The organism is Enterovibrio makurazakiensis (assembly GCF_050336585.1).
GTDB lineage: Bacteria > Pseudomonadota > Gammaproteobacteria > Enterobacterales > Vibrionaceae > Enterovibrio > Enterovibrio gelatinilyticus.
In genome coordinates this window covers 43,200-67,977 of sequence record NZ_JAKJSE010000029.1, presented here as the reverse complement: position 1 = coordinate 67,977, position 24,778 = coordinate 43,200, and the positions used below count along the sequence as shown (strand labels likewise).

At 46.1% G+C, this 24,778-nt stretch carries 23 protein-coding genes; 10 read left to right on the top strand and 13 right to left on the bottom strand.

Going from position 1 to position 24,778, the window contains the following annotated elements; all coding sequences use genetic code 11:
- Positions 1 to 153: 153 nt before the first annotated feature.
- Positions 154 to 588, top strand: coding sequence for a VOC family protein (locus L4D06_RS20635; RefSeq protein ID WP_429741081.1), 435 nt, complete (start codon positions 154 to 156; stop codon positions 586 to 588).
- A 6-nt stretch (positions 589 to 594) separates the two neighbouring features.
- Here the strand turns inward: L4D06_RS20635 and L4D06_RS20630 are convergent, their stop codons facing one another.
- A complete protein-coding gene (locus L4D06_RS20630) occupies positions 595 to 969 on the bottom strand; it encodes a hypothetical protein (RefSeq protein ID WP_429741079.1) in 375 nt (124 codons plus the stop codon).
- A gap of 306 nt (positions 970 to 1,275) precedes the next feature.
- Here L4D06_RS20630 and L4D06_RS20625 point away from each other — a divergent pair, with 306 nt between their 5' ends.
- A complete protein-coding gene (locus tag L4D06_RS20625) occupies positions 1,276 to 1,449 on the top strand; it encodes a hypothetical protein (protein WP_274166118.1) in 174 nt (57 codons plus the stop codon).
- 14 nt (positions 1,450 to 1,463) lie between these two features.
- On the opposite strand, the gene L4D06_RS20620 is transcribed toward L4D06_RS20625, so the two are convergent.
- Positions 1,464 to 2,369, bottom strand: a complete 906-nt coding sequence (locus tag L4D06_RS20620; protein ID WP_429741077.1) for a DMT family transporter — start codon at positions 2,367 to 2,369, stop codon at positions 1,464 to 1,466.
- A 239-nt stretch (positions 2,370 to 2,608) separates the two neighbouring features.
- On the opposite strand from L4D06_RS20620, the gene L4D06_RS20615 reads away from it, so the two are divergent.
- From L4D06_RS20615 to hppD, 3 genes are all read left to right on the top strand, one after another.
- Positions 2,609 to 3,526, top strand: a complete 918-nt coding sequence (locus L4D06_RS20615) for a helix-turn-helix domain-containing protein (RefSeq protein WP_429741075.1) — start codon at positions 2,609 to 2,611, stop codon at positions 3,524 to 3,526.
- A 245-nt stretch (positions 3,527 to 3,771) separates the two neighbouring features.
- The gene (locus L4D06_RS20610) at positions 3,772 to 4,131 is read left to right on the top strand and encodes a DUF2750 domain-containing protein (protein ID WP_429741073.1); all 360 of its coding nucleotides are present in this window, start codon (positions 3,772 to 3,774) and stop codon (positions 4,129 to 4,131) included.
- A gap of 188 nt (positions 4,132 to 4,319) precedes the next feature.
- Positions 4,320 to 5,393 carry a 4-hydroxyphenylpyruvate dioxygenase gene (hppD, locus tag L4D06_RS20605; RefSeq protein ID WP_274166114.1) on the top strand — a complete coding sequence of 358 codons (1,074 nt, stop codon included), beginning with the start codon at positions 4,320 to 4,322 and terminating at the stop codon, positions 5,391 to 5,393.
- Between the two features lie 34 nt (positions 5,394 to 5,427).
- On the opposite strand, the gene L4D06_RS20600 is transcribed toward hppD, so the two are convergent.
- Positions 5,428 to 6,108, bottom strand: coding sequence for a flagellar brake protein (locus tag L4D06_RS20600; RefSeq protein WP_429741071.1), 681 nt, complete (start codon positions 6,106 to 6,108; stop codon positions 5,428 to 5,430).
- A gap of 24 nt (positions 6,109 to 6,132) precedes the next feature.
- Positions 6,133 to 6,915: a substrate-binding periplasmic protein gene (locus L4D06_RS20595; protein WP_429741069.1), complete on the bottom strand. Its 783-nt coding sequence runs from the start codon at positions 6,913 to 6,915 to the stop codon at positions 6,133 to 6,135.
- A 154-nt stretch (positions 6,916 to 7,069) separates the two neighbouring features.
- On the opposite strand from L4D06_RS20595, the gene L4D06_RS20590 reads away from it, so the two are divergent.
- Entirely contained in the window at positions 7,070 to 9,319 is a 2,250-nt protein-coding gene (locus L4D06_RS20590) for a response regulator (protein ID WP_429741067.1), read from the top strand.
- Between the two features lie 127 nt (positions 9,320 to 9,446).
- On the opposite strand, the gene L4D06_RS20585 is transcribed toward L4D06_RS20590, so the two are convergent.
- The 6 genes from L4D06_RS20585 to L4D06_RS20560 are packed head-to-tail and all read right to left on the bottom strand — an operon-like array spanning position 9,447 to position 15,375.
- The gene (locus tag L4D06_RS20585) at positions 9,447 to 11,180 is read right to left on the bottom strand and encodes an ABC transporter substrate-binding protein (protein ID WP_429741065.1); all 1,734 of its coding nucleotides are present in this window, start codon (positions 11,178 to 11,180) and stop codon (positions 9,447 to 9,449) included.
- A 24-nt stretch (positions 11,181 to 11,204) separates the two neighbouring features.
- Positions 11,205 to 11,477 carry a DUF2160 domain-containing protein gene (locus L4D06_RS20580; protein ID WP_028021751.1) on the bottom strand — a complete coding sequence of 91 codons (273 nt, stop codon included), beginning with the start codon at positions 11,475 to 11,477 and terminating at the stop codon, positions 11,205 to 11,207.
- A gap of 11 nt (positions 11,478 to 11,488) precedes the next feature.
- A complete protein-coding gene (locus L4D06_RS20575) occupies positions 11,489 to 12,286 on the bottom strand; it encodes a carbohydrate ABC transporter permease (RefSeq protein WP_274166109.1) in 798 nt (265 codons plus the stop codon).
- A gap of 3 nt (positions 12,287 to 12,289) precedes the next feature.
- Positions 12,290 to 13,159 (bottom strand): carbohydrate ABC transporter permease, encoded by an 870-nt coding sequence (locus tag L4D06_RS20570; RefSeq protein WP_274166108.1) that lies wholly within the window; start codon positions 13,157 to 13,159, stop codon positions 12,290 to 12,292.
- Positions 13,149 to 14,285, bottom strand: coding sequence for an ABC transporter ATP-binding protein (locus L4D06_RS20565; RefSeq protein ID WP_274166107.1), 1,137 nt, complete (start codon positions 14,283 to 14,285; stop codon positions 13,149 to 13,151). Before L4D06_RS20565 ends, L4D06_RS20570 begins: the two co-directional genes overlap by 11 nt.
- Before the next feature lie 10 nt (positions 14,286 to 14,295).
- Complete coding sequence (locus L4D06_RS20560; protein WP_429741061.1) at positions 14,296 to 15,375, bottom strand: ABC transporter ATP-binding protein; 1,080 nt, start codon at positions 15,373 to 15,375, stop codon at positions 14,296 to 14,298.
- Between the two features lie 268 nt (positions 15,376 to 15,643).
- Here L4D06_RS20560 and L4D06_RS20555 point away from each other — a divergent pair, with 268 nt between their 5' ends.
- Positions 15,644 to 17,515 (top strand): sigma-54-dependent Fis family transcriptional regulator, encoded by a 1,872-nt coding sequence (locus L4D06_RS20555; RefSeq protein WP_429741059.1) that lies wholly within the window; start codon positions 15,644 to 15,646, stop codon positions 17,513 to 17,515.
- Between the two features lie 444 nt (positions 17,516 to 17,959).
- On the top strand, positions 17,960 to 18,979 hold the full coding sequence (locus L4D06_RS20550; protein WP_429741057.1) for a porin: 1,020 nt from the start codon (positions 17,960 to 17,962) through the stop codon (positions 18,977 to 18,979).
- A 188-nt stretch (positions 18,980 to 19,167) separates the two neighbouring features.
- Here the strand turns inward: L4D06_RS20550 and L4D06_RS20545 are convergent, their stop codons facing one another.
- Both L4D06_RS20545 and L4D06_RS20540 read right to left on the bottom strand, forming a co-directional pair.
- Entirely contained in the window at positions 19,168 to 19,476 is a 309-nt protein-coding gene (locus tag L4D06_RS20545) for a DUF496 family protein (RefSeq protein WP_274166103.1), read from the bottom strand.
- 204 nt (positions 19,477 to 19,680) lie between these two features.
- On the bottom strand, positions 19,681 to 20,604 hold the full coding sequence (locus tag L4D06_RS20540) for a chemotaxis protein (RefSeq protein ID WP_274166102.1): 924 nt from the start codon (positions 20,602 to 20,604) through the stop codon (positions 19,681 to 19,683).
- A 329-nt stretch (positions 20,605 to 20,933) separates the two neighbouring features.
- Here L4D06_RS20540 and L4D06_RS20535 point away from each other — a divergent pair, with 329 nt between their 5' ends.
- Together L4D06_RS20535 and L4D06_RS20530 are read left to right on the top strand one after the other, a co-directional pair.
- On the top strand, positions 20,934 to 21,887 hold the full coding sequence (locus L4D06_RS20535) for a chemotaxis protein CheV (protein WP_274166133.1): 954 nt from the start codon (positions 20,934 to 20,936) through the stop codon (positions 21,885 to 21,887).
- 351 nt (positions 21,888 to 22,238) lie between these two features.
- Positions 22,239 to 23,597, top strand: a complete 1,359-nt coding sequence (locus L4D06_RS20530; protein ID WP_274166101.1) for a hypothetical protein — start codon at positions 22,239 to 22,241, stop codon at positions 23,595 to 23,597.
- 174 nt (positions 23,598 to 23,771) lie between these two features.
- Here L4D06_RS20530 and L4D06_RS20525 read toward each other — a convergent pair whose 3' ends face one another.
- Complete coding sequence (locus L4D06_RS20525; protein ID WP_429741054.1) at positions 23,772 to 24,776, bottom strand: substrate-binding domain-containing protein; 1,005 nt, start codon at positions 24,774 to 24,776, stop codon at positions 23,772 to 23,774.
- Positions 24,777 to 24,778 lie beyond the last annotated feature (2 nt).

Sequence of the window (24,778 nt, the reverse complement as noted above, 5' to 3'; positions counted from 1 at the left end):
TTTAGAGCGAAAAAGACAGTAAGTTTGAGCTACATACCTGCTGACACTCTCCCATCTTAGCGACAGGCGCCACTTTCTTGTTCTCGTTACCCTTTATGGTGAGTTATTGGACTAGAGTGGATGTGTTTCCCTTCAGCACGCAAAGGAGTGTGTATGTCTTTAACCCCGTTTCATGTCGCTATTCCTGTTCGACACCTTGAAGAGTCACGTACCTTTTATCGCGATGTATTGAATTGTAGCGAAGGGCGCAGCAGCGATTGTTGGGTGGATTTTAATCTCTATGGTCATCAATTGGTGATCCACCATGACCCTGCGATTGGTGAAGAGGGGCAAGTACGCTTGCATCACAATTCGGTTGATAGCCATTCTGTCCCAGTGCCTCACATTGGCGTGGTGCTTGAAATGACAGATTGGGAAGCGCTAGCAGCGCGGCTCAAAGAAAAAGGTGTGACCTTTGTTATCGAGCCTTATGTGCGGTTTAAAGGTCAACCCGGTGAACAGGCAACCATGTTTTTTTATGACCCAACGGGTAATGCGCTGGAGTTCAAATCATTCAAGGACATCGATGCACAGCTTTTTGAAACCTAAAGTGGCCTAGAAACTGATGCCAATAACGATACAAGCACAAATGGCAAAGAAGACGATCCAAGAAAGATGTTTTCCTTGAGAGGCGATGAGAGACAACAAACCATGAAGGAAAAACGTGGTCGCAATGACTGTTGCTAGCGTCTTGGCGCTTAATTGTGGCTGAGCGATAACCACTAACAATGCCGCAAAGCCACACCACGCTATGGACGTAATATGCCAAGCGAAGCGTAATGTCTTTTTAGTGAAAGCATCGCTACCAAACAATTTGGGTAGGTTGTTGCGTTTAAACAAGCGAATCAGGATGTAGCGCTCACCCAAGTAGGAGTGTGCAAACGAGATGATCACAAGCAATATCGCAGCGACATAGAGCAGGGTATCCATATTGCGTTCCTTACAAGATTTCGACTCTGACAATGCCTCTCAGAATAACACGTACTCATAGTGCTCGTGGCGTTTGCGTTAATAAACCTGACCGTTGAACTCAATCAAGGTATGTGGCTCGATAGGTAAGCCGTTTTCTTCCTCAAAAGACTTCACCATACCGCCACGATGGACAAAGGATGCTCATTGAAAACCCCGCCATCATTTCGCCATTTTTGTTCATCAGATTTCCATTTTTCCTACACGGTGTTGCCATGCCAAGCATGTGTAATAGCAATCACTACTTAAGAAATGATGAGAATGATGATGAGCAAACAAACAGAATCTAGCCGCTATGTTCGCCGAAACAGCAATGAAAACTGGCATCAGCGTCCAGCTCAAGACAACAGCTTCTGGCGACAGTTTTCTTTTGGTATTCCGTCATGGTTATGGCCGCTGTTAATTTGTTTAGTGTGGTTGATTCAACTCGCGGCGCATTAGTCTTAGGTTGTCTATTATGCGCGTGACCAACGTTTAACGGAGCGCTTTACAGGCTCTGGCAAGCCAAATACACGCAAATTGCCACTGAGGACTAGAATGACGCCGATGACTGATTGCCATGTCCACTCGTACCCTTCGAAAACGGTCGACAGAGACAATGCGATGAGTGGAAAGAGCACGGTGCAATATGCGGCTTTCGCTGCGCCTATGCGTCCAATTAACGCAAGGTAAGTGTTGAAACCGACAACCGAGCCAATAATGGCGAGATAAACAAGCGCCGACACATAAAGCGGTGTGGTAGTAAACGCTAATGAGTATCCCATTAAGAGGGCAATGGCAAACAGATACAGCGCACCATACCCCATCGCCCACGCTGTGGTGGGCAGCAATGGCATCCCTTTCTTTTGGGCGCGGGCAGACACCAAGTTTCCCATCGAGAAGAAGTAGGTGCCAATGAAGGTTACCGCAAGCCCTAACAGTATGGTCATGTCCATGGCTGAGTGAATGAATTGAGCGCCAAACAGCATGAGCACACCGACGAAGCCCATAAGTGCCCCTTGAATGAAGGTCGCGTCAGGGCGTTTTTTCTCAAGCCACCAAAGGTTCAGGGCGTTCAATATGGGAGCCAGTGAAAACACGACAGCATTGAGCCCGCTCGGAATGTACTGGGTCGCGAAATAGAAACAAAGGAAGTTATTAGAAAACAGACATAAGGCGAGTAGCGCAGCCATTTTGTGGTTTTCCGCCGTGAGTTTTGGTAGTGCATTTCGTGCAATTAGAATGATAAAAAGGGTAATGGAAGCCAACCCAAAACGCCAACCAACAGAGACAACGACAGGTGTGTCGCCTATCTGATATGCAATGGCAAGCCAAGTTGACCCCCAAATAAACACAGTGACTGCATACAATAGTGCGTTCATTTGCCGACTCCTCTGACTGACTAGCTTACTGGCGTTGTTATTATTGGTTATGTGCCCAGCGTGTTTAGGTCACTGGGGTATATCTCACTGTAATATGAGCAGAGCGCGATAACTTTCATATTCCTGCTATTTTTATAGATTCTTGCGCTTTTCTATGTCGACTCAGCCGTTTGAGGTAAAAGCGGGTACCCCTAAAGAAAAACTCGGGATATATTGAAACGGAGAAGAGCGAGAGTGGTATGGACAAGGATTCGTCTAAAGAACTAAAAAGACAGCGGGTTTACAACGTGTTACGTGATAACACGGCGAAACTGCATGGAGATGTCTGGCTAGATAATGGCTTAGGGGCTGCGGTATGGAGTAACAGCCATGGCAGCGCAAGCTATGACAAGCCGGGGCACCATACATTGAGTTTCTACTTAGCGGGTGGTGAGAACACCAAGCGCTGCTCCCACAAAGGTGATCTCTATGGCGGCGAAGATAAACTGTGTTTAATGCCAAAAGATCATCGTTCTGATTGGTCGTTTTCTGATCCCTTCCGTTTTTTCCATTTCTACTTTGAACAAGCACATCTTCAGCGTTTTGCTGAGCAGGTTTTCGATAAAGAAGGCCGTCATATTGAGCTGAAAGAATGTACTTTCGTTGATGACCCTTTTGTTAGCCAACTGGTTCGTCAAACCATGTTGAAATTGGATTGGTCACAAAGCACGGATAGGTTGATGCTTTCCCATGCACAACAAATGATGTTGCTGCATATGGTTAGACAATACTGTCATCAGCCAATGAAGTTGGCTATCAGCAGTGGTGGTCTGTCACCGCAAAATCAGCGTCGTGTGATCGAATATGTTGAAGCACATCTTTCACAGGCGTTTTCATTGGCTGAATTGGCGGCGTTAACGCAGTTAAGTGAGTTTCACTTTGCGCGTATGTTTAAAACGAGTTTCGGTACCACTCCGCACCAATATGTATTATTTCGCCGTGTTGAACTGGCGAAAATTTTGCTAACCCAGAACAGTCTGCCGTTGGTTGAAATCGCCTCAGTGTGCGGATTCTCCTCTCAACAACACCTTTCACAGCAATTCAAACTTCGCGTTGGTGCAACGCCTGCGGTGTTCCGCCGAGAGCAAGTCAAAGGCTACTATACCCAAACAACCTGATGGCCTCCCTTCGGGCGAGTGACTGACACTATGCTCGGTGTTATCCCTTTTTGATGGAGATGACTACATCAAAAAGGGACGCCTTGATCATAACGCCAGTCAAACTCGCTGAATCCTGCATCTTCAGGTTGTTTGGGTATAACACCAATTGCTCAATCTTGATACACAACCTCTTAAGCTGTATGCGTAAATTGTAGTGTTAGCTTACAAGTTTAAAACACGGTTGTGCATAAAGGAGACCGCGTATGACAACCAACGACACGACACCGATAGAGAAGTTTGTGACGGTTTCCCGTGCTAGCGGAGAGGTATGGGGTTTACAGTGTAAAGATGGCTGGGTGATCTGTGACTCATCCATTTATGAAGATACCGATGTGATGCCGTTTTGGTCATCAAGAGACGCCGCTGCAATACATTGCGTTGATGAGTGGGAAGAATTCGCGCCAGTGGCGATTCTGATCCCTGAGTTTCTGGAGGAATGGTTGGTCGATCTGGCAAAGGACGCTGTCATGCTAGGGCCAGATTGGGGAAGCGATCTCAGCGGTGAAGAAATTGAAGCGGCTGAACTGATTGCTCGATATTTACAGATTAGCCTTCCTCACTAACGTGTACACACCCGTACTGTCAATTTCCATTTACAGAATCTTCTTTACAGCGAGTGCTGCTGATGAGTGCCCCCTTGCGTTGCCGTTTCTGATTACCGACTGCTATTCCTTTTAGTGACTGTGTTGGCAATGCTGCCAACAAAAAAGGAATCGATTTGCTTAATTGCAAGCAGGCAGGAGAATTGAGGATGGCAAATACAACCATTAACCCAATGGGTACGGATGGCTTTGAGTTTGTGGAATATACCGCGCCGAATGCGGCAGGCATTGCTGAACTCAAGACACTATTTTCACTGATGGGCTTTGCAGAAATTGCGAAGCACAAACACAAAGACGTTTGGTTATATCGCCAAGGCGACATCAATTTTATTGTAAACGGTGAGCATGACTCGCAGGCCGAAGGTTTTGCTAAACAACATGGTGCGAGCGTGAATGCCATGGCATTTCGGGTGAAGGATTCAAACCACGCGATGCAGTATGCGGTGCAACAAGGCGCTGAAGCTTGCGAACCGCGTATTGGTTTAATGGAGCTCAACATTCCAGCGATACACGGTATCGGAGGTTCGTACCTGTATCTTGTTGACCGTTATGGTGAGAGCGAAATTTATGACATCGACTTTACCTTCTACCCTAATTGGAAAGAGACGCTAAAAGCAGCGGATGCGGGCCTGCAGGTTATTGATCATCTCACCCATAATGTCGAAAAAGGCAACATGGATGTTTGGTCTGATTTTTATGATCGGATCGCTAACTTCAAAGAGATCCGATATTTCGACATTGAAGGCAAACTGACGGGGTTGAAATCGCGCGCGTTGACAGCGCCTTGTGGCAAAATCCGTATTCCTATCAATGAATCAAGTGATGATAAATCTCAAATTGCCGAGTATCTCGATGCCTACAACGGAGAAGGTATTCAGCATATCGCATTGAGTACGGACGATATTTACCAGACAGTTGAAACACTGAGATCGCGTGGTATGCGTTTTATGAATACGCCTGATACGTATTATGAGAATGTCGACTCACGCGTGGAAGGGCATGAAGAAAGTGTCACCCAACTTCGTGACTATCGCGTATTGATTGATGGCAGTGTCAGCACTGGTATTTTGCTACAAATATTCACTGACACCGTTATTGGTCCTGTGTTTTTCGAAATTATTCAACGCAAGGGCAATCAAGGCTTTGGCGAAGGGAATTTCCAAGCACTGTTTGAATCTATTGAATTGGATCAGATTCGACGAGGCGTTTTAGACGCGGGCTAATACGATATCAAATAGAAAGAGCGATTAAGACGGCTTAAACCTCTAATGATTTATCGTTTTTACGCATATCGAACAGCAACTGATAGAAAAACTCTTTACGCAGAGTTGATTCACTGTCATCAAACTGAAGGCCTGCCGTTGGTGGGTCTTTTTCATTGTTAACAGCGACGACAGAGCCAGTTATCTTCCCGCTGATCGAATCACCATATTCCAAAACAATTTGAAGCGTTTCATCTTCGAAGAGTAGATGTTCATTAGCAGGAACTTCCAAACAGCACCCTGTTACAGAATAGTCTGTCATCGTCGCGTTGAACGTGCTGTCACTGTCTTGGATGCGAACTGACATGTTGGTGTCAATACGCGGCTGTTGGCGTATTTGTCTGTGCGCGACGTTATCGGGAATGGACACAATTAGGAGCCTTATAGGCTTTTGAATAACGCCCATGACCAAGCAACGAAAAGCGATGACATCCCGAAACTCGCTGTCGGTAACGGCACGAATGATGACTTCATTGTTGGGTATTTGAAATCGTTCGATAACAGGATCTTGACCTGAGGGGCAATCAATAAGAAGAAACTGCTCTTTTCTGTATCCGACTAGCCGAGAGACGACCTGCGTTTTACGCGGATCATCAGAGAGTTCGATATTGAGTCGAGCCCCAACGGCAAGAAGTCGATAGAAACTGTCAGAGCCTTCGGTTTTGAGTGATTGCATGGCAATGTTCCGTCAGGGTTACGCTTAGAGATATTTATTAATGATAGTCTTTATCTCATCTGTTTCTGCCATTTGAATAATGCGTTTATCAATAAATTGCTTGATTTGAGGGGCTATGTTGGGTGAATACGCCAAATGAATGTTGTAGTTTGGGATCAGATTGCTCGCCTTATGAAGTTGGTAGTCTTGGTCAGTAAACCCTAAGCGTTTTAAGTGGTACTTGAGGCGAATATCCATTTCGACAAACCCCCCGTTTTTTTTGAGACGATCGACGACTCGAAATGCAGCATCATAATTTTTCACACGGACTTCGCTGACTTGCCCTTTTGCGATTTTCACATCAAGTCCTGGATAGTCGAATCCAAAGAGCAATACGGCAATCTTCCCGTTTAAATCATCGGGTGATTTATAAGGAAAGCCATCATCCGTGTTGCTGACAATACTGTGTTCGACCTCAAATAGGGGGGATGAAGATAAGTTGACGGACTGCATGCCTCCCCATTGTGGACTGCCGTAAGTGATCCAGTTTGCGTTCTGACTGTCTGATAGCAAAGTCATCATCCGATTAAATGGGTAAGTGTGGATACGCAGTTCATGTGGGCTACCTTCTAGAGCTTTCATCAGAATATCTGTAATGATTCCACGGTGATTCTGGCCTTCTTCTTGTATTTGTAGTGGCTCTGATTGGTCTTGTACGACGTAGTAATCAAGCGTTATTGCATGGGCGGGCGAATGAATAAAGAGCCCAAGCAGACAATATAGAGAAAGTAGGCAGATACGAGAAACCCACAGACATTTTTTAGACATAGCAATGTTCATCCAAGTTTGAGACTTTTGGCTACTATTAGAGATAGCTGCTTCTTTATTGGGACATCCATAAGCCTAGTCTATGTTGAATCAAAAAGAGAATCTCCCTCACCCTTCGAGTATGGCCGCCAGGTTGGTGAGCAGGGTGCTATTCGTGTGTAGTCTGTTGGCATTTTTGGTCGCGGCGTTTGCTCTATTTCTTGACTATCAAGCGCGCTCTGAGCAACTCCGTCAGAATGCGTTGCTGATCCATGACACCGATTTATCGAGTATCTCAAATAGTGTTTGGCAAGAAGATCTCGAGCAAGTTGGAGTGATCGTTAAAGGGATTTTTCAGCACCCCGATATCTCATATGTTCGTGTTTTTGATTCTGACCGTGTGCTAGCAGAAGCGGGGAAAAGCCCGCCAGAACCGAAAATTTCGTATCAATGGCCAATGGTCCATCAGCAATTCGGCAATGAATACAGACTCGGTACTGTCCAGATCGAAGTGAGCTTGCAGCAAGTTTATAACGCGCTGACTGAGCGTTTTGTCATGCTGCTTCTGTTTTTAGGTGGCGCGATATTGGTACTGGGAGGTCTCGTCTTTTTCATTGTTTATATCGACGTGGTTCGGCCATTGATCTGGATTTCTCAAGGTGTGACGAAGTTTGATGCTGATAACCTACCCAAGGCAATAGAACCCCCCAAAAGTAGAATGGGTGAGGAGTTGGTGACCTTGTACACCCAATACAATAAAACCGTTGAAAAAATGCGTGAGTATAATGCTGAGCTTCATCAATCCAAAGAAACGGCAGAAGACGCAAATCTAAAGAAAAGTGAATTTCTGGCAAACATGAGCCATGAAATACGGACACCGATGAACGGCATTATTGGTATGTCCTCACTGCTTAAAGGCACGCCACTGAATGATGAGCAGCAAGAGTTCATCGATATGCTTGAAACGTCGTCATTGTCTTTACTGGATATCATTAATGATATTTTGGATTTTTCGAAAATCGAAGCGGGTAAGTTTGACTTGGAAGTCTTGGAGCTTAACTTGCTTGAGCTTAACCGCGACATAGAGCATCTATTTCGATTAAGAACGAAAGAAAAAGATCTTGCGTTTGAATGCCATGTGGATGAAAGCCTAGCGCCACTCTTGATGGGTGATGCGGTGAGATTGCGTCAGGTGATGATTAACTTGGTGGGCAATGCCGTGAAGTTTACGGAACATGGCAGTGTTCATGTCGGTATTCGACAGGTAGAAAGCAAAGACCAACAAGTTACTGTGCTATTTGAGGTTCGTGATACAGGAATTGGCATACCAGGGAACAAGCAAGACAAGATCTTTGAGAAGTTTGAACAGGCGGATGGGAGCATGAGCCGCAATTTTGGCGGCACAGGACTTGGGCTGGCGATTTCTAGTCAGATTGTCGAGTTGATGGGGGGACGGTTACAGCTTGAAAGTACGGAAAATGAAGGCAGTCGTTTCTTTTTCAATGTGACTTTTGAGAGAGCGCAAGTACCGGAAGGTGCACCGTTCGACTCACTGTTCTTTGCCGATGCAGCGATGTTGCTGGTGGACGATAGTCGATTAAATATGCGTATTACCAGCGCGCAACTGGGCAGTATGGGATGTCAGGTGTCTTGTTGCCTGCGACCAGAAGATACAGAAGAGATGATTGCAGAGCGGATGGACTCTGGGAAACCGTTCAAAGTCGTTATTCTCGATAAACTGATGCCAAACGTAGATGGTTTTGCGATTGCTTCTAGGCTGAGAAATCGCTTTGGGCAGCGCTGTCCAAGTCTTATGATGATCACGGCCGCGCCAGATATGCATGATAGTGTGAAACTCGATAATTTTCGCATCGAGGGGTACTTGTCTCGACCCTATAAGTTTAACGACCTCAAAAATGTGTTAGCGCGTATTTTGCGAGGCCAGCAAACGCAACTGGGCGTCATTTCGCTAACGGGAGAAGTCACTGAACAAACCCAAGCAACGAGGGAAGTCGAAGTGTCTGACTCCTACCAAGGGCGAGTTTTGGTAGTGGAAGATACCATGGTCAATCAACGTGTCGTACAGGCGATGCTCACGCGCCTTGGTGTCGAGGTCGTGCTAGCAGAAAACGGCAAGGTCGCGATAGAGATTTGCCAACAAGAGAGCTTTGATTTGATCTTCATGGATTGCCAAATGCCTATCATGGATGGGTATCAAGCCTCAAGGTTGCTTCGAGAGCATGGATACGCGCCTCAGACACCCATTGTTGCACTCACCGCCAATGCAACCTCACAAGATAGAGAGGCTTGCTTAAGGGCGGGTATGGATGACTATATTGCAAAACCGGTTAGAAAAATTGACCTAGAGCGCATGATAAAGCTTCACATGCCAGGGTCGGAGCAAGAGCAAGCCCAGACCAATTAAGTGAACAAAACGCATAAAAAAACGCCTGCAAAAATCCTGCAGGCGTTTTTGTTTTCACGTGGCTGTCTGCTTAATTTAGGATATTAAACGTTAAACCAGTATGTGAGTGTCATGTGGATCAGCGCCATTACATGGCGGATTTCCATTCCTCAAGCAAAGCATCATAATTGATGGTTTGCCCTTTCGGCTTCTCATTTTTCAGCTTCGCTTTTGGTGCGCCGGGAAGGTTTAGCCAATAGTCAGCATCGCGAGGTTTGTTGAGTTTAGGTCCACATTCACCTTGTACGTTGGCACGCTCAAGACGACGTAACACTTTATCTTGCGCCGCGGCTAAGCCGTTAAGTGCTTCTTGCGGTGTTTTTTCGCCGTTCGCGGCTTCTGCAATGAATTGCCACCAAAGCTGTGCCAGTTTCGGATAATCAGGAACGTTAGTGCCTGTTGGCGTCCACTGAACACGTGCTGGGCTTCGATAGAATTCGACCAGACCACCGAGTTTCGGAGCAACATCGGTCATGGCTTGCGAGTTAATATCAGACTCACGAATTGGCGTTAAACCCACGAGCGTCTTTTTCAGTGAAACAGTTTTAGCCACTGTAAACTGCGCATATAGCCATGCTGCCATACGACGTTTTGGTTCAGTAGACTGCATGAGCGTCCAAGAGCCAGTGTCTTGGTAACCCAGTTTCATGCCATCTTCCCAGTATGGACCGCGAGGTGAAGGTGCCATTCGCCACTTCGGCGTACCATCAGGGTTAACAACAGCCAAGCCGGGTTTGGTCATGTCAGCCGTAAACGCGGTATACCAGAAGATTTGTTGAGCAATCGATCCCTGAGCAGGAACTGGGCCCGCTTCTGAGAAGGTCATGCCTTGCGCTTCTGGTGGTGCAAAGTCACGTAGCCAATCGACGTATTTGGTGGTTGCGAACACCGCAGCAGGGCCATTGGTAGCACCGCCACGCTCGACACTCGAACCCACAGGGGAACAACCGTCTACACGAATGCCCCATTCATCGACAGGAACACCGTTAGGGATACCTTTGTCACCCGCGCCTGCCATGGAGAACCATGCATCAGTAAAACGCCACCCCAAAGAAGGGTCTTTTTTACCGTAATCCATGTGGCCATAAACACGTTCGCCGTCGATTTCTTTTACGTGAACCGAAAAGAACTCAGCGATGTCTTCATAGGCAGACCAGTTGACAGGAACACCGAGCTCATAACCATAAATGCCTTTGAATTTGGCTTTGAGATCGTCGCGGGCAAACCAGTCAGCGCGGAACCAATAGAGGTTGGCAAATTGTTGATCCGGCAGTTGGTAGATTTTCCCATCTGGACCTGTGGTAAAACTAAGGCCAATAAAGTCATCAAGGTCGAGTGTTGGCAATGTGATGTCTTTACCTTCACTTTCGATGTAGTCACTGATAGGAAAAACTTTCCCATAGCGAAAGTGAGTACCAATCAAATCAGAATCATTGATGTATGCATCATAGATACTGCGGTTTGATTGCATCTCGGTTTGCAGTTTTTCGACCACATCACCTTCTTGGATCAAGTCGTGTGTCACCTTGATCCCCGTGAGTTCTTCGAAGGCCTTTGCAAGCACTTTCGATTCGTATTCATGGGTGGTGATGGTTTCGGATACGACCTTGATTTCCATACCGCGGAAAGGTTTGGCAGCGTTGGTGAACCACGCCATTTCCTTTAGCTGTTCATCTTTGTTAAGCGTTGAAGGGGTAAATTCATCATTCACCCACTTCGATGCTGCGTCGCTGTACTGATCGGCGTGTACCGCCGGTGCCAGTAACAACCCGATCATGAACCCAAGAGGCGTCCATTTGGTTACAGCAGGCAATTGCTTCATAGTTTCGCTCCTTTGTCGTTTTCCCTAACCCCAACGAAGAACGGTGACTAGCCATACAATGGCAATCCCAAAGGGATACCAAATGGGAAGGTCCGTCATTCCGATGAAGAGAAGGTGGATATAGGCACTGCCAAGCAGGCCTATAAATAGTCGATCACCCCGGGTTGTGCGGATAGGCAAAAATCCTTTCCTTTCCACACAAGGCCGAAGTACTTCGAATACGGTCATGGCTGTCAACATGCAGCCAATGGTGATAAAAAACAGAGCACTTGGGAGTGTCCAGGCCATCCAACTCATCGTATTTCTCCTTAAACGCGTCCTAGTGCAAAACCTTTAGCGACGTGGTTACGAACGAACCAAATCACCAATAATCCGGGTACGATGGTGAGCACCCCTGCCGCTGCCAGTACACCCCAGTCAATACCAGATGCACTCACCGTACGGGTCATGGTGGCGACAATCGGTTTGGCGTTCACTGAGGTCAATGTGCGCGCGAGTAAGAGCTCGACCCAGCTGAACATGAAACAAAAGAAGGCTGTGACACCAATGCCTGAGCGGATCATGGGAATGAAAATTCGCACAAAGAACCGCGGAAAGCTGTAGCCGTCTATGTAAGCTGTTTCGTCTATCTCTTTGGGAACCCCAGAGATAAAGCCTTCTAATATCCAGACAGCGAGCGGCACGTTGAACAAACAATGTGCAAGTGCTACCGCAATGTGGGTATCAAATAAGCCTACAGAGCTATAAAGCTGGAAGAACGGCAGCAAAAACACGGCTGGTGGCGCCATTCTGTTGGTGAGTAGCCAGAAGAACAGGTGCTTGTCGCCAATGAAACGGTAGCGAGAAAACGCGTATGCCGCGGGCAAGGCTACCGACAACGACAGCAAGGTATTAATGGTCACGTAGGTCAGCGAGTTGAGATAACCGTTGTACCAGCTTGGATCAGTAAAAATGATGATGTAATTTTCTAAGGTGAATGATTGAGGCCAGAACGTCAGCCCTCCGAGGATTTCCTCGTTGGTCTTGAATGACATCATCAGTAGCCAATAGATGGGCAACATCAAAAATAGGATATAGGCAGAAAGGCCAATCGATTTTTTATTCATGGCTTAATCCCTCCTGTCCATGCTGGTCATGGCGGTATAGAACATCCAACACACCAACAAAATAATTAAGAAATATATGATGGAAAATGCAGCCGCAGGGCCAATATCAAACTGACCTACCGCCATTTTCGTCAGGGCTTGCGATAAGAAAGTGGTGGAGTTACCCGGCCCACCGCCAGTGAGCACAAAGGGCTCGGTGTAGATCATGAAGCTGTCCATAAAGCGCAGCAGAACACCTAGCAAGAGCACGCTTTTGAGCTTGGGTAATTGGATGTAACGAAATACAGCCCAGTTGGACGCTCGGTCGATTTTTGCTGCTTGGTAGTAAACATCGGGAATGGCGCGTAACCCTGAATAGCAAAGCAGTGCGACTAACGACGTCCAATGCCACACATCCATCACCAATACGGTGATCCATGCATCGACGGGGTCGGAGGCATAGTTGTATTCCACACCAATGTTGTTGAGGAACCAGCCGAGCAGGCCGATGTCCGCCCGACCAAATATTTGCCAGATAGTGCCGACGACGTTCCACGGGATCAGCAGGGGGATAGCAAGCACGATCAGTACTATTGATGCTTTGAGTCCACGGGCTGGCATGGTGAGTGCTACGGCAATTCCTAGCGGTATTTCAATGGCGAGTACGCAAAAGGAATAGATAAATTGGCGCACAAGTGAGTCGTGTAAGCGTGGGTCGTTAAGGATTTCGCGGTACCATTCTGTACCGACGAAGTAACGCGTATTTTGATCGAATATGTCCTGTATGGAATAGTTCACCACGGTCATCAATGGGATGATGGCGGAGAAGGCGACCAAGAGGAACACGGGCATGACCAAGAGCCATGCGCGATTGTTTTCGGTTTTAGTTTGCATCCTGCTCTCCCGTTTCCATCTCTGATTGTTGCGGTTCACCGGCCAAAAATTCGTCGATGTATAGCTTTAACCATTGAGCGGGAAAGCTGATATGGGCGTGGTCAGCCGGAACAGGCGCTTCTTCTGCAATGCGCAGTTTTAACAATTGTTTGCCAAAGCGAACGGTAACGATTTTATACGTGCCGAGGTCTTCAACGAACTCCACGGGGACTTGCCACGCGTCGTCTCGTTTTTCCTGCCACAGGTGAACGAATTCGGGCCGAATACCCACTTTGATATTGCTGCTATCGGTTTGGGCCAAGACATTGCGCTGTTCGTCAGTTAACAACAGCTCTATATCTTCAAAGCTGACATTGCCGTCGGGCGTTCTTTGTACGGGCAACAGGTTCATGCCTGGACTGCCAATAAAGAATCCAACGAAAGTGTGATTGGGTGACTCAAACAATTCGCGTGGTGTACCAAACTGCACAATGACACCGTCGTACATCACGGCGATCTCTTCCGCGAACGTGGCGGCTTCCAGTTGGTCGTGGGTCACGTAAATCATGGTGATGTGAAACTGTTCGTGAATCTGCCTCAGCTTACGGCGCAGTTTCCATTTGAGATGGGGGTCAATCACCGTCAGCGGTTCATCGAACAAGATGGCGGAAACATCTTCACGTACGAGTCCTCGTCCCATGGATACTTTTTGCTTTTCATCAGCGGTAAGGTTGCTAGCACGTTTGTCGAGTACAGGAGTGAGTTCAAGCAACTCAGCCACATCGCTCACGCGAGAGCGCACTTTGGCTTCAGGCGTTTTCATATTCCGTAATGGAAAGGCAAGGTTGTCATAAACGGTCATGGTGTCGTACACCACAGGAAACTGAAAAACCTGTGCGATGTTTCTTTCTTGCGGCGCTAGCTGGCTGACGTCTTGGTGGTCGAAAACCACCTTCCCTTCCGAGGGGGTCAATAGTCCTGAAATGATGTTCAGCATGGTGCTCTTGCCACAGCCAGAAGGCCCAAGCAGGGCATAGGCACCGCCATCTCGCCATGTATGGGTCATTTTCCTAATGGCGTAGTCGTTGCGACCTTGCGGAGAGGACGAGTAAGAATGCGCTAATGAATCGAGAATTATTTCTGCCATGCTTATCTCCTCACAAACGGCGTGCAGATTGAATGAGCTGCTTTGACTGGTCGAACACATACAGTTTGTGTGTGGGCACATAGATGCTGATGCGTGCATCGACGGGGTAATCGTGAACACCAGGTAAGTGCAGAACCATGTTGATATCGCGGTTTCGTACGTGCAGGAAGGTTTCGCTGCCGCTGATCTCAGCCAGTTCAACGTCAACAGACAGCTCAAGGTCGTCGTCGTTATGTGGGACCAAACTCAAATGGTTAGGGCGGATACCAAATTGGTACTGTCCGTCACTGAGTTCTCCCAGATCGGTATTGAGGGGAAAGTGAATCGTTTCATTGAACGACACATTGCCAGCGCCAACACTGCCATTGATCAGGTTGATTGGCGGCTCGCCGAACAGATCTGCGCATGTGACAGAAGCGGGATGGTGATATACCTCCGCGGTAGGGCCGGACTGGATCACCTTGCCTTCATGAATGAGCAAAACGTTTCCGCCCAATGCGAGCGCTTCATTGGGCTCTGTGGTGGCGTACACGGCAATCGTGTTGCGTTCAGCAAATAACTCTCGCATTTCTTGGCGAAGCTCTTCACGAAGTTTGTAATCGAGGTTCACGAGAGGTTCGTCAAACAAAATGAGATCGGCACTTTTAACAAGGGCGCGTGCCATGGCAGTTCGCTGTTGTTGACCACCTGAAAGCTCAAGCGGAAGGCGATCGAGGAAAGATTCGATACGCAACATTTCGGCGGTTTCCTGCACGCGCTCTTTGATGATGTGTTCAGGGTGTTTTTCTAGGCGCAGTGGAGAAGCGATGTTTTCATACACTGTCATGTTGGGGTAATTGATGAATTGTTGGTACACCATAGAAACGTTACGCTCACGCACAGGTATGCCAGTGACATCTTGGCCATTGAACAAGACGCTGCCAGAAGAGGGTTTATCTAATCCCGCCATGAGTCGCATTAGGCTGGTTTTTCCCGCTAACGTTCTGCCGAGTAAGACGTTGAATGAACCGGGTTCGATACGCAGATCGATATTGTCTAGCCACACCTCGTTATTACTTATTCGTGTGACGCTTTGCAGTTCAAGTGACATGAAGGCTCCCTGAATCAGTGTTGGGGTTAATGTGGTAGCGTGAAATTTCTCTTTGCGAAAACGCGCGCATACATCACATTCCGAATGATATACGCTAGAACCGTGCCAATAGTTAATGAAATGTTATCTCATTGATTTATAAATATATAAATGAAATGTGAACATTGATGGTGTGAAAAAAGTGTCACCTATTGTGTTGACTGTTAACAAAATGTGAACAATGATTAACGCTCATTTTATGTTCGAATGCGCATGGTGGGATGTTGTAATGAGCGATAAAGCTCACTCTCATAGTGAGATAATCCAAGCTTCATGGCGGCGCTGTCAGTCATTTGGTTTGTCACAAAAAAACTCGCCTGAAATTGTGAAACTCGATACCGGAGATTGGGGAGATGTTCGCGATCGGTCTCATGACCTGATTGCGACGACGCAAGAACAAGTCCTACCTTTTTACGAAAATATTTTGGTAAACAGCAACAGCTTAGTGCTGTTGGCAGACAATGATGGCAACTTGCTGAGTCGCTGGGGGCGGCCTGGTTTTATTAATCAAATGGAGAAACATCTGTTTGACGAAGGAACGAACTGGCGAGAAAAATACAACGGTACCAACGCTGTGGGTACAGCCTTGCAAACCGGAGAAGCCGTCGCGGTGGGGCGAGATGAACATTATTTGATAGCAAACCGCTACATGACCGCATCTGCCGCCCCGATATTTAATAGTGATAGGCATTTGGTCGGTGTATTGAACATTTCTTCGGACGCTTATTTGCCGACATCACATGTCGCAGGCATGGTGAAGGTGATGACACAATCGGTTGAGAATCAACTGATCATCGCTACTTACCGTCATCACTGCCACATGCTCACCTTTAACACCAGTAGTGATAACCTCGCTAGCCAGTGGGCTGGGCTGTTAGTGTTTAATGAAACTGGCGACATCATTGCTGCTAATCGGCGAGCGGATTTGTTAGTCGGGCAGACCTTAGTGGGTTTGGACATTGGGTCAGTCACTGGAATTTCGGCGCTCAAGCTGTCGGCACATCCTGAACATCACCCTCTGTCATTTATTGGGTTGTCTAAATACCGCCTGTTTGGAACGATTAAGCGACCAGTCAACCGCGCAATTCGATCGCCACTCTCGGCACCGTTTCCTATTTCAGGGTCATCGATTCCCTCTCAAAAGGCGGCTATCAAGCCCAGCGAACGTCAACTTCAACATTTGGACCTTGGCGACATCAAAATGCAAAAGGCCATTCGGCAAGCTCAGAGTGTAGTGAACAGTGATATTCCGTTGGTGATCCAAGGTGAAACAGGGGTTGGCAAAGAGGTGTTTGCTAAAGCAACCCATGCTTCATCAAGTCGCGCCCACAAAAAGCTGGTGGCGGTAAACTGTGCAGCGATTCCGGCTGATCTGGTGGAATCTGAATTATTTGGCTATGTGAAAGGTGCTTTTACAGGGGCGAATACGAAAGGCAGCATTGGCTATATCCGACAAGCAGACGGCGGCACTTTAATGTTGGATGAAATTGGCGATATGCCACTGCATGTGCAAGCTCGATTACTTAGAGTACTGCAAGAAAAAGCCGTGACGCCCCTTGGCAGCACCGAAAGTTATTCGGTGGATTTTCGTGTGATATGTGCAACGCACCAATCGCTACGAGAAGCCGTCGCGCAGAAAAAATTCAGAGAAGATCTGTACTATCGCATTAATGGATTGACGCTTTTCCTACCAGCTTTGAAAGAACGTTCTGACATAAATGCTCTTGTTAATGTATTACTGCCCGAGCTTGCAGGAGAGATCAGTACGCAAATTGATGATGACGTATTTGCGCTATTTAATCGCCACCCTTGGCCGGGCAATATTCGACAGTTGGTAAACACGCTTCGTGTTGCTTTGGCGCTGTCAAACAATGAGAGAGTGCAAACTCACCACCTTCCAGATGATTTCTTCCTCGACCTTCGCAATGACGTTATACCACTTTCATCACAGCCAGAAGTGACTCCTCGTGTTGCTAGCTGGCGCGAAAGCCTCCCTTTGTTGTATGCCGAAACGGAAGGCAACATTACCCGAATTGCAGAAATTTCAGGTGTGAGTCGTAACACTATCTATAAGCGCCTTCGGATGCTGGGCATCAAATAGCCAAAACTTAACCTGCACTATAAATGTCAATTAAATTAGTGTCTTGTTGCACGTTATTTCCGCATTGAGCCGAAAAAACTCATTACAACCCTAAATATTATTTCCCTAATTAGAGATGTGAGTCGCATTTATTGTTCAGGGTGATGTTAACCGTATTGCGTGTTTTTTACGCATATTTTGTGTGGGGATTAAGCGGCTTTGCTTTTCGCTCTCATGAATGTTTAGTTGCATTAGTGCGCCATTTGATTCGTTTTAGCGACTTATTATTCGCTTTTGTGTTATTTTTATGAATGTTTGATTGTTGGTGAAATGTTAGCCCAAGTGTCTGTCAAGTGCTTTAAATGTTAATAAATATATCGTTGAACTCTGTGTTTCTAGGATGTTAATTTTTATTCCGCAGCATCAATGCAAACGGAATTTATAAGAAATACAGGAACGTATTCTATGAAAAAGACAATTTTAGCAGTAGCAATCCCAGCAGTACTTTTGGCAGGCAACGTAAGCGCTTACGAAGTTCTAAGTACAGAAGATGGTTCAGTTGAAGTATTTGGTCAGTTACGAGCAAAACTAGAAAAGAAAGAGAACACTGACATTAAATTAGACGATGGCAGCTCTCGAGCTGGCGTTGCAGCGCAATACAAAGTGACTGAAGACTTTGATGTTCTTGCTGCACTAGAGTATAGCCTGGCTGACGAATTTAAAAACCGTTATAGCTACATTGGTGCAACTGGTGATTGGGGTAAGGTCACCATTGGTAAGCAATACCTAACAGCCGATGACCTTTGGGGTGTAGATAACTCTTACTTCTACGGTGGTTCACATATTGTTGAAGGTATGGTCTCTGGTGGTAAGCACGATAGTTCAATCCGCTACACATACCAGCATGACGCGTTTTATGTTGATGCGAGCTACGCATTGCCAGAAGATGATACCAACCCAGAAGTATTCGAACTTTTCGGTGGCTTTAAGGTGGCGGGTTTTGACGTGACTGCTGGTGTTTCTAAAGCAGAGCAAGGCCACGGTGCTGAGGGGGCGGTTAAAGCTGGTACGCTTGAAGATCTTTACCATACCGTATGGGTTGAGCGTTCGTTTGGTGACCTGAGTGTTGGCGTACAATACGCAGCAAGTGACATTGATAGCGCAGAGAATAACACATCTCTAGATCGCACAGGTTATGCAGTAGCAGGTAACTATGCTGTTTCTCCAAAATCAGCAGTATATGGCGGCTACGAGATCAGTGAATACGATGTAAGCGGTCTTCTTGATGAAAGTGGCGACGCGACTCTGGTCTATTTAGGCGCAGTACACAAGTTTAACTCATTCTTCCGTGTGTACGGTGAAATGGCTTATGCTGACGGTACGACTGCAGGTTTCACAAACAACAAGAACGATTGGAAAGTGGAATCTGGCTCAACAGCTGACAGCGAAATGATGTATGCCATCGGTGCACGTGTTTACTGGTAATCAATACCGTTAACAACGCTTAAACTTCACACTGTCTTTAAAGCTCAGCATTTGCTGGGCTTTTTTCGTTGTACTCGTTTAATGACCAAGAGCTGATTGATGGCACTTGTCTCAATGCAACAAAAAAGGAGGCAGTAGCCTCCTTTTGTTCAATCTGATACTGGTGACAGCATCCTATGTATAAACGCTTACTTCTTGCCTTCTTTCTCTAGGCGCGTCAATTCTTTGATTTGACGACTGATTTCGCGGCGTTCTTTTGAAATTTCAGCGCTGCTGATAATGTGGTCATCAACACGATCTTCATAATCTGCTTTCATGTTCTTGACGATTTCTACGATTTCGTCAGGAGTCATGTTTGGCTGAATGTAGTCAAGCAGGTTCTCAAGCAAAGTAACGCGCTTTTGGTTGTCGCGGATTTTTTTCTCGTTGTCCTGAATTTCCCGCTTCAGTTTATTTTTGCGACGAGAGAACTTAACGATCTCGAATACATTGTTCATCTGTGTTCAACCTTCTATGTGTAATCCTGACGAAATTAAACCACATCGGGAGCGTTGGAAACAGTCTTTTGATCAAGGAAAAGTGAGTAATTTTGGAAGTTGTAATCAGCGTGGAGCGTACGGAAGTATTGGCGGTTTTTTGTCGTCATGCTGTGAAAGAAATTGTTTGGGTGGCAGACCTGCATGACGACAAATGAAAGTAAATTACTCGACGGTCCCTTCTAATCGAACAGATTCGTTTTGTGTTTTTAGTGTCGCCCCTCTCAACATAGCGGTGACTAACTCGGTTGCATCAAATTTCTCTAGTGCTTCGTGTGCCCCTACTTGGTGAGCGCGATCAACACTGATTTCACTCGAAAGCGAGGTATGTAGGATGAGGTATGCTTCAGACAATGAATTATTGCTGCGTATTTCAAATGCTAACTCGTAACCATCGATTCCCGGCATTTCAATATCACTGACTACAATGTCGAAGGGGCGTCCTTGCATGGCTGAATCTTTCATTTTCTCCAGCGCATCAAGGCCATTGGCGCTGACCACGTAAGGGATGTTTATGCTGTCGAGTGCCTCTGACAGTTGGCGTCTTGCCAGGCTGCTGTCATCAACCAAAAGAATATGCATAGGTTTGAGCTTTTCGCGATCAACATCAGCGAGGATCGGATGCAGTTTGTCTTCTGAGGTTGGAAAGACTTTAGACATGATGAGTTCGACGTCGAGTAACTGAACGATTTTCTCATCGACATTCATCACACCCGTTAAGAATGCGTGTGTGCCAAGTGTATTGGGAGGCGGAGTGATATTTCTCCAATCGCATTCACTGATTTTTTCTATACCACGAACAAGAAAGCCGACCACGCGACGTTGACAATCGGTAATGATGATAAAGCAATTATCATATTCTTCTTTACCCACTGCGGGGTAACCAATTGCCTTTGCCATATCAATGATAGGTGTGGTGATGCCGCGCATGTTAGCGGTACCAACAACAGTGTGATGGGAACCTGGCAGTGCTGTTAGTGAGCAATATGGCACTATTTCACGGACTTTCAGCGTGCCGATAGCAAATGTCTGCATGGCTGAGAGTTTAAATAGCAGCATTCCCTGAGATTCATTAGCCTTGCTTTTCATATTCGCGCCTGTCACTAACAGTAGTGTTTTTATAATTGTACTTTAATTGTAGCGTTTCGTTGGCATGATAACACCTAGGTTGTTCTGATTTTTTTTAAATCTTTAGCAAGTTGTTCTGCTCTAGCGGCATGATTTGTAACGATCTGTTATTGTGTCTCTTCGTTAGGACTTCGCATTATTCTCGAACTTTTTCTATGATTAATAGTGATAGATAACACGATAAATAACACTGCCTTGATGAGTGGAAGCAGTAAATGTGCTTTACTGTTACTCACTTGATAGACAAAGAGAAATCACACCATGATGTGATTAAACATTGGTTTATACCCATGACGAGTATTCTTGATTCTGTAGACTCCCGAACGCGCCTTGTTGGTGAAAATCGACTTGAACTGCTGATTTTTCAACTTGGTACACGACAGCTTTTTGCCATAAACGTGTTCAAAGTACGCGAAGTGCTGAAAGTGCCACATCTAAATCAGATGCCAGGCGCTCACCCCAAAATTAGCGGTGTTGCGACCATTCGTGGGCATTCGATTCCCGTTATAGATATGCGTCAGTCCATAGGTATGAGGCCACTGGAGAAAGATCAGGACTCTAACCTGATAGTCACCGAGTATAATCGGACAATTCAGGCCTTCATGGTTGGTAAAGTGGTGTATATCAAAAATATGGGGTGGGATGAAATATTAGAGCCGCCGACCACAGGGCGCGGAAACTACCTGACAGCAATCACTCGACTTGAGCATGAAGATGCGCTTAAGTTGGTTGAGATTATTGATGTTGAAAAGGTATTGGCGGAGATTGTTTCTTACGATATCGGCATTTCTGAAGAGGTGCTCGATCAGGATCTCTCTCAGCACTTGATGGGGCAGAAAGTGTTGGTGGTGGATGATTCTTCGACAGCGAGGAAGCAAGTCACAGAAACACTAGGACAACTCGGCATTGAATGCATAGAAATGAAAAACGGCGCGCATGCTCTGAATCTTCTGAAATCTTGGTGTGATGAAGGCAAAAAAGTGACCGACGAAATCTTGTTGATGATCACTGATGCGGAAATGCCAGAGATGGATGGATATAAACTCACCTCCGAGGTGCGTGCAGACACAAGGATGAGCAATCTTTACATTGCTTTGAATACCTCGTTAAGCGGCAGTTTTAATGAGGCCATGGTCGAAAAAGTAGGCTGTGATCGTTTTGTGTCTAAGTTCCAACCTGATCTATTGGTTGATGTTGTTCAAACTCGCATGAGAGAAGCATTGGAGAATAAAACGGCAAGATAGCAGATAGCATGCATAGGCAGATCGGACAGCTATTTTGTCTGTCGCTTAAGGCTTTGGCTTGGTTTTGTTGAAATGAGTCGTGAACTCATGAAATGGCTCCACTACAACGGCTACCCACAGAATAACTTATTCACTTTTTCTGTGGATAAGTGAGTGAATGTTCCCTTCTACTCTTGTCGTTACCCTTGTATTATGGGAACTCTCACCTGAATAATAGATGGTGGTTAGAAATTGCTCACTTATTGGTATTCTTTCCATCCTTCACTTTTTACTTCGGTTTTGAAAAGCAAATTCGTTAAAATGTACGGCATATCGCACAAGGCCGTTTAGATAAAAGTTTGGAGTACATCATTGATCTCTGTTGAAAAATTAGAGGGATTAACCGCACGGATAGCGATACTAAATGAAGAGATAAAACGACAGGATGTCGAATTCTACCTTTTTGTTCCTGGTGAACTTAACTTTTCCAAGAACGTATTAAGTGAAGATGATTTCTACAACACGGTATTGTCGAATACACGTACCTATTTCACGTCTCAATATCACCTTCCTCTCGTACATTCACGCTTGGCGAGCCGGGACAAACTCCCGTCGGACAAATATCGTGTCAGTTTGAGTTTGTACGCCTATCAGTATTCATTGTCACTTGAGAAAACTACCCACCGTTTTTTTGATTCGATGAAGGATCTTTCTGAAGAAGAGGCGGTTGAACAGCTAGAAATGATCACGGACATGGCGGTAGAAATTCTACGTCGTCTTCGTCGTTATAAACCCAAAGATGAAAGCCTGATCAAATACTTTAATAACATTGATAACTACTTGTCATGGCTTACTGAACAGCGCTTCCTCTCTTTGGTCACTCATATGCCCAGAAGTGCGGCTTTCAAACCGATTCGTGAACAGTTGATTGGTGTTTGTGAATCAGAAGCCGCCTATCGTATTGAGAAAAACTACAACTCAATGAAGGCGCAAAATGATCCAACGCGTATGGTTAATAAGATGCGCTTGGCACGCCGTTTGATTGAGTACCCAGTCACCATTCGACAAAATGATGTGGTGTTAGGACAAACATTGAACAAGTTGGCCAAAGGTACGGCAACGGGGCTTGTGATGATCTTCGTGACCATTGCGATTATCCGTATGCGCAGTTTCCTCGGGGAGATTACCTTGTCATTTGTTTTGGCTATGGCGGGTTTATATGCATTACGAGAAATCTTTAAAGATGATCTTCGTGATGTATTGTGGCGTTGGATTCGTAAAGGTCGCCCTAAATGGCGCAAGTTGTTTACGGACCCAACGTCAGGGCAGCGAATCGGCAATCAACTTGAATGGCTGGATTATATTCCGTTCGACAAAATCCCAGATGATGTTCGCAAAGTACGTCGCGGTAAGCTTCGCCAACGAGAAGAGTCAGTGGTGCGCATCAAGATGGTGACGCAGATGTCGACAACCAAATTCCTCAGTGGTTATGACATGACACGTGAGGTGTGGCGAGTTGATTTCCGTCCATTCTCGCGTTTGATGGCGCGAGGTAAGCAGCGCTTCTATACCCTCAATGAGGGTAAAGTCAGCCAAGAATCCATTGATAAACGCCACCAATTTAACTTGATTTCAAAGCAGAAAAACCAAGACGGTAGTGTGACACTGCAACGTTGGAAAATCACAGTAAACCGCTCCAAAGTGGTGGATGTCGAAGAAGTCTTCGGCTGATCGACTATCAACGCTGTTGCTATGATCAGTGAAAGTCCTGTGGTTGGAATCATAAGATGTCCTCGCCACAGTCACTTGCTTGGATGAGTAGCTGATCGAGCGTTGATGTTATTCAGCGTGATTAATATTGCGGTGACGAATAAGTACATGTAGTGGGCAAATAGACGTAACCCGCTATGGTCGAATTGCGACACTGCAACGCTTCACCAGCGTTGGCTCGAGCTGAATCACCTTCGCCTCGTCGCTATTTTTTTCGAGCTTGGCAAGCAGTGTCTCCACGGCTGTTTGACCTAAACGATATTTAGGCTGATGAATAGTGGTGAGTGAAGGCGTCATGTACTTGGAAATTTGAATATCATCGTAACCAATGATCGAGAGGTCTTTCGGTATCGCAATCCCTTTTTCATTGGCTGCATTGATAACGCCCATCGCCATCATGTCGTTACAAACAAAAATGGCACTCGGCAATGGTCCTTTCTGATACATGCGATGAAATGCATCATAGCCACCATCACATTCGAAATTGGACTCAATGATCCAATTCGCATGAAACGCGAGACCTTCCTCATTGAGTGCCCGCTTGTAGCCTTCGTAACGCATATGGGCTTGGTAGCGATTCAATGGCCCGGTAATACAGCCAATGTTTTGGTGGCCGCATTCAATCAAGTGCTTCGTTGCTAAGTAACCACCATGAAGCGAGTTATCTTGGATTTTGTCGCTGGCAAACAGCATAGGGCCCCAGTCCATGACGACCACGGGAACATCAGGGTAGCGATCGAAAACGTCGATGTTTTCGCCTTCTAGCGAAGAGCACATCAGAATCATGCCATCTACACGCTTTTGTAATAGCGTGGTGATGGATTCTTTCATTCGCTGTTGATCGCCTTCTGTATTACACAAGATGAGGTTGTACCCTTTTTGGTAGCAACTGCGTTCTACCCCTTTTACCACTTCGCCAAAAAAAGGATTTGAAGACGTGGTCACCAACATCCCCAATGTTTTGGTTCGATTGGTTTTTAGGCTTCGTGCTAATGCAGATGGCGAATAGTTGAGCTGCAGAGCGGCTTGGTTTACCCGCTCTGCAATGTCTTCGCTTACGTAACGAGATTGGTTGATAACATGGCTGACCGTTGAGGTAGATACACAGGCCAGTTTCGCGATGTCTTTCATTGTCGCCATAT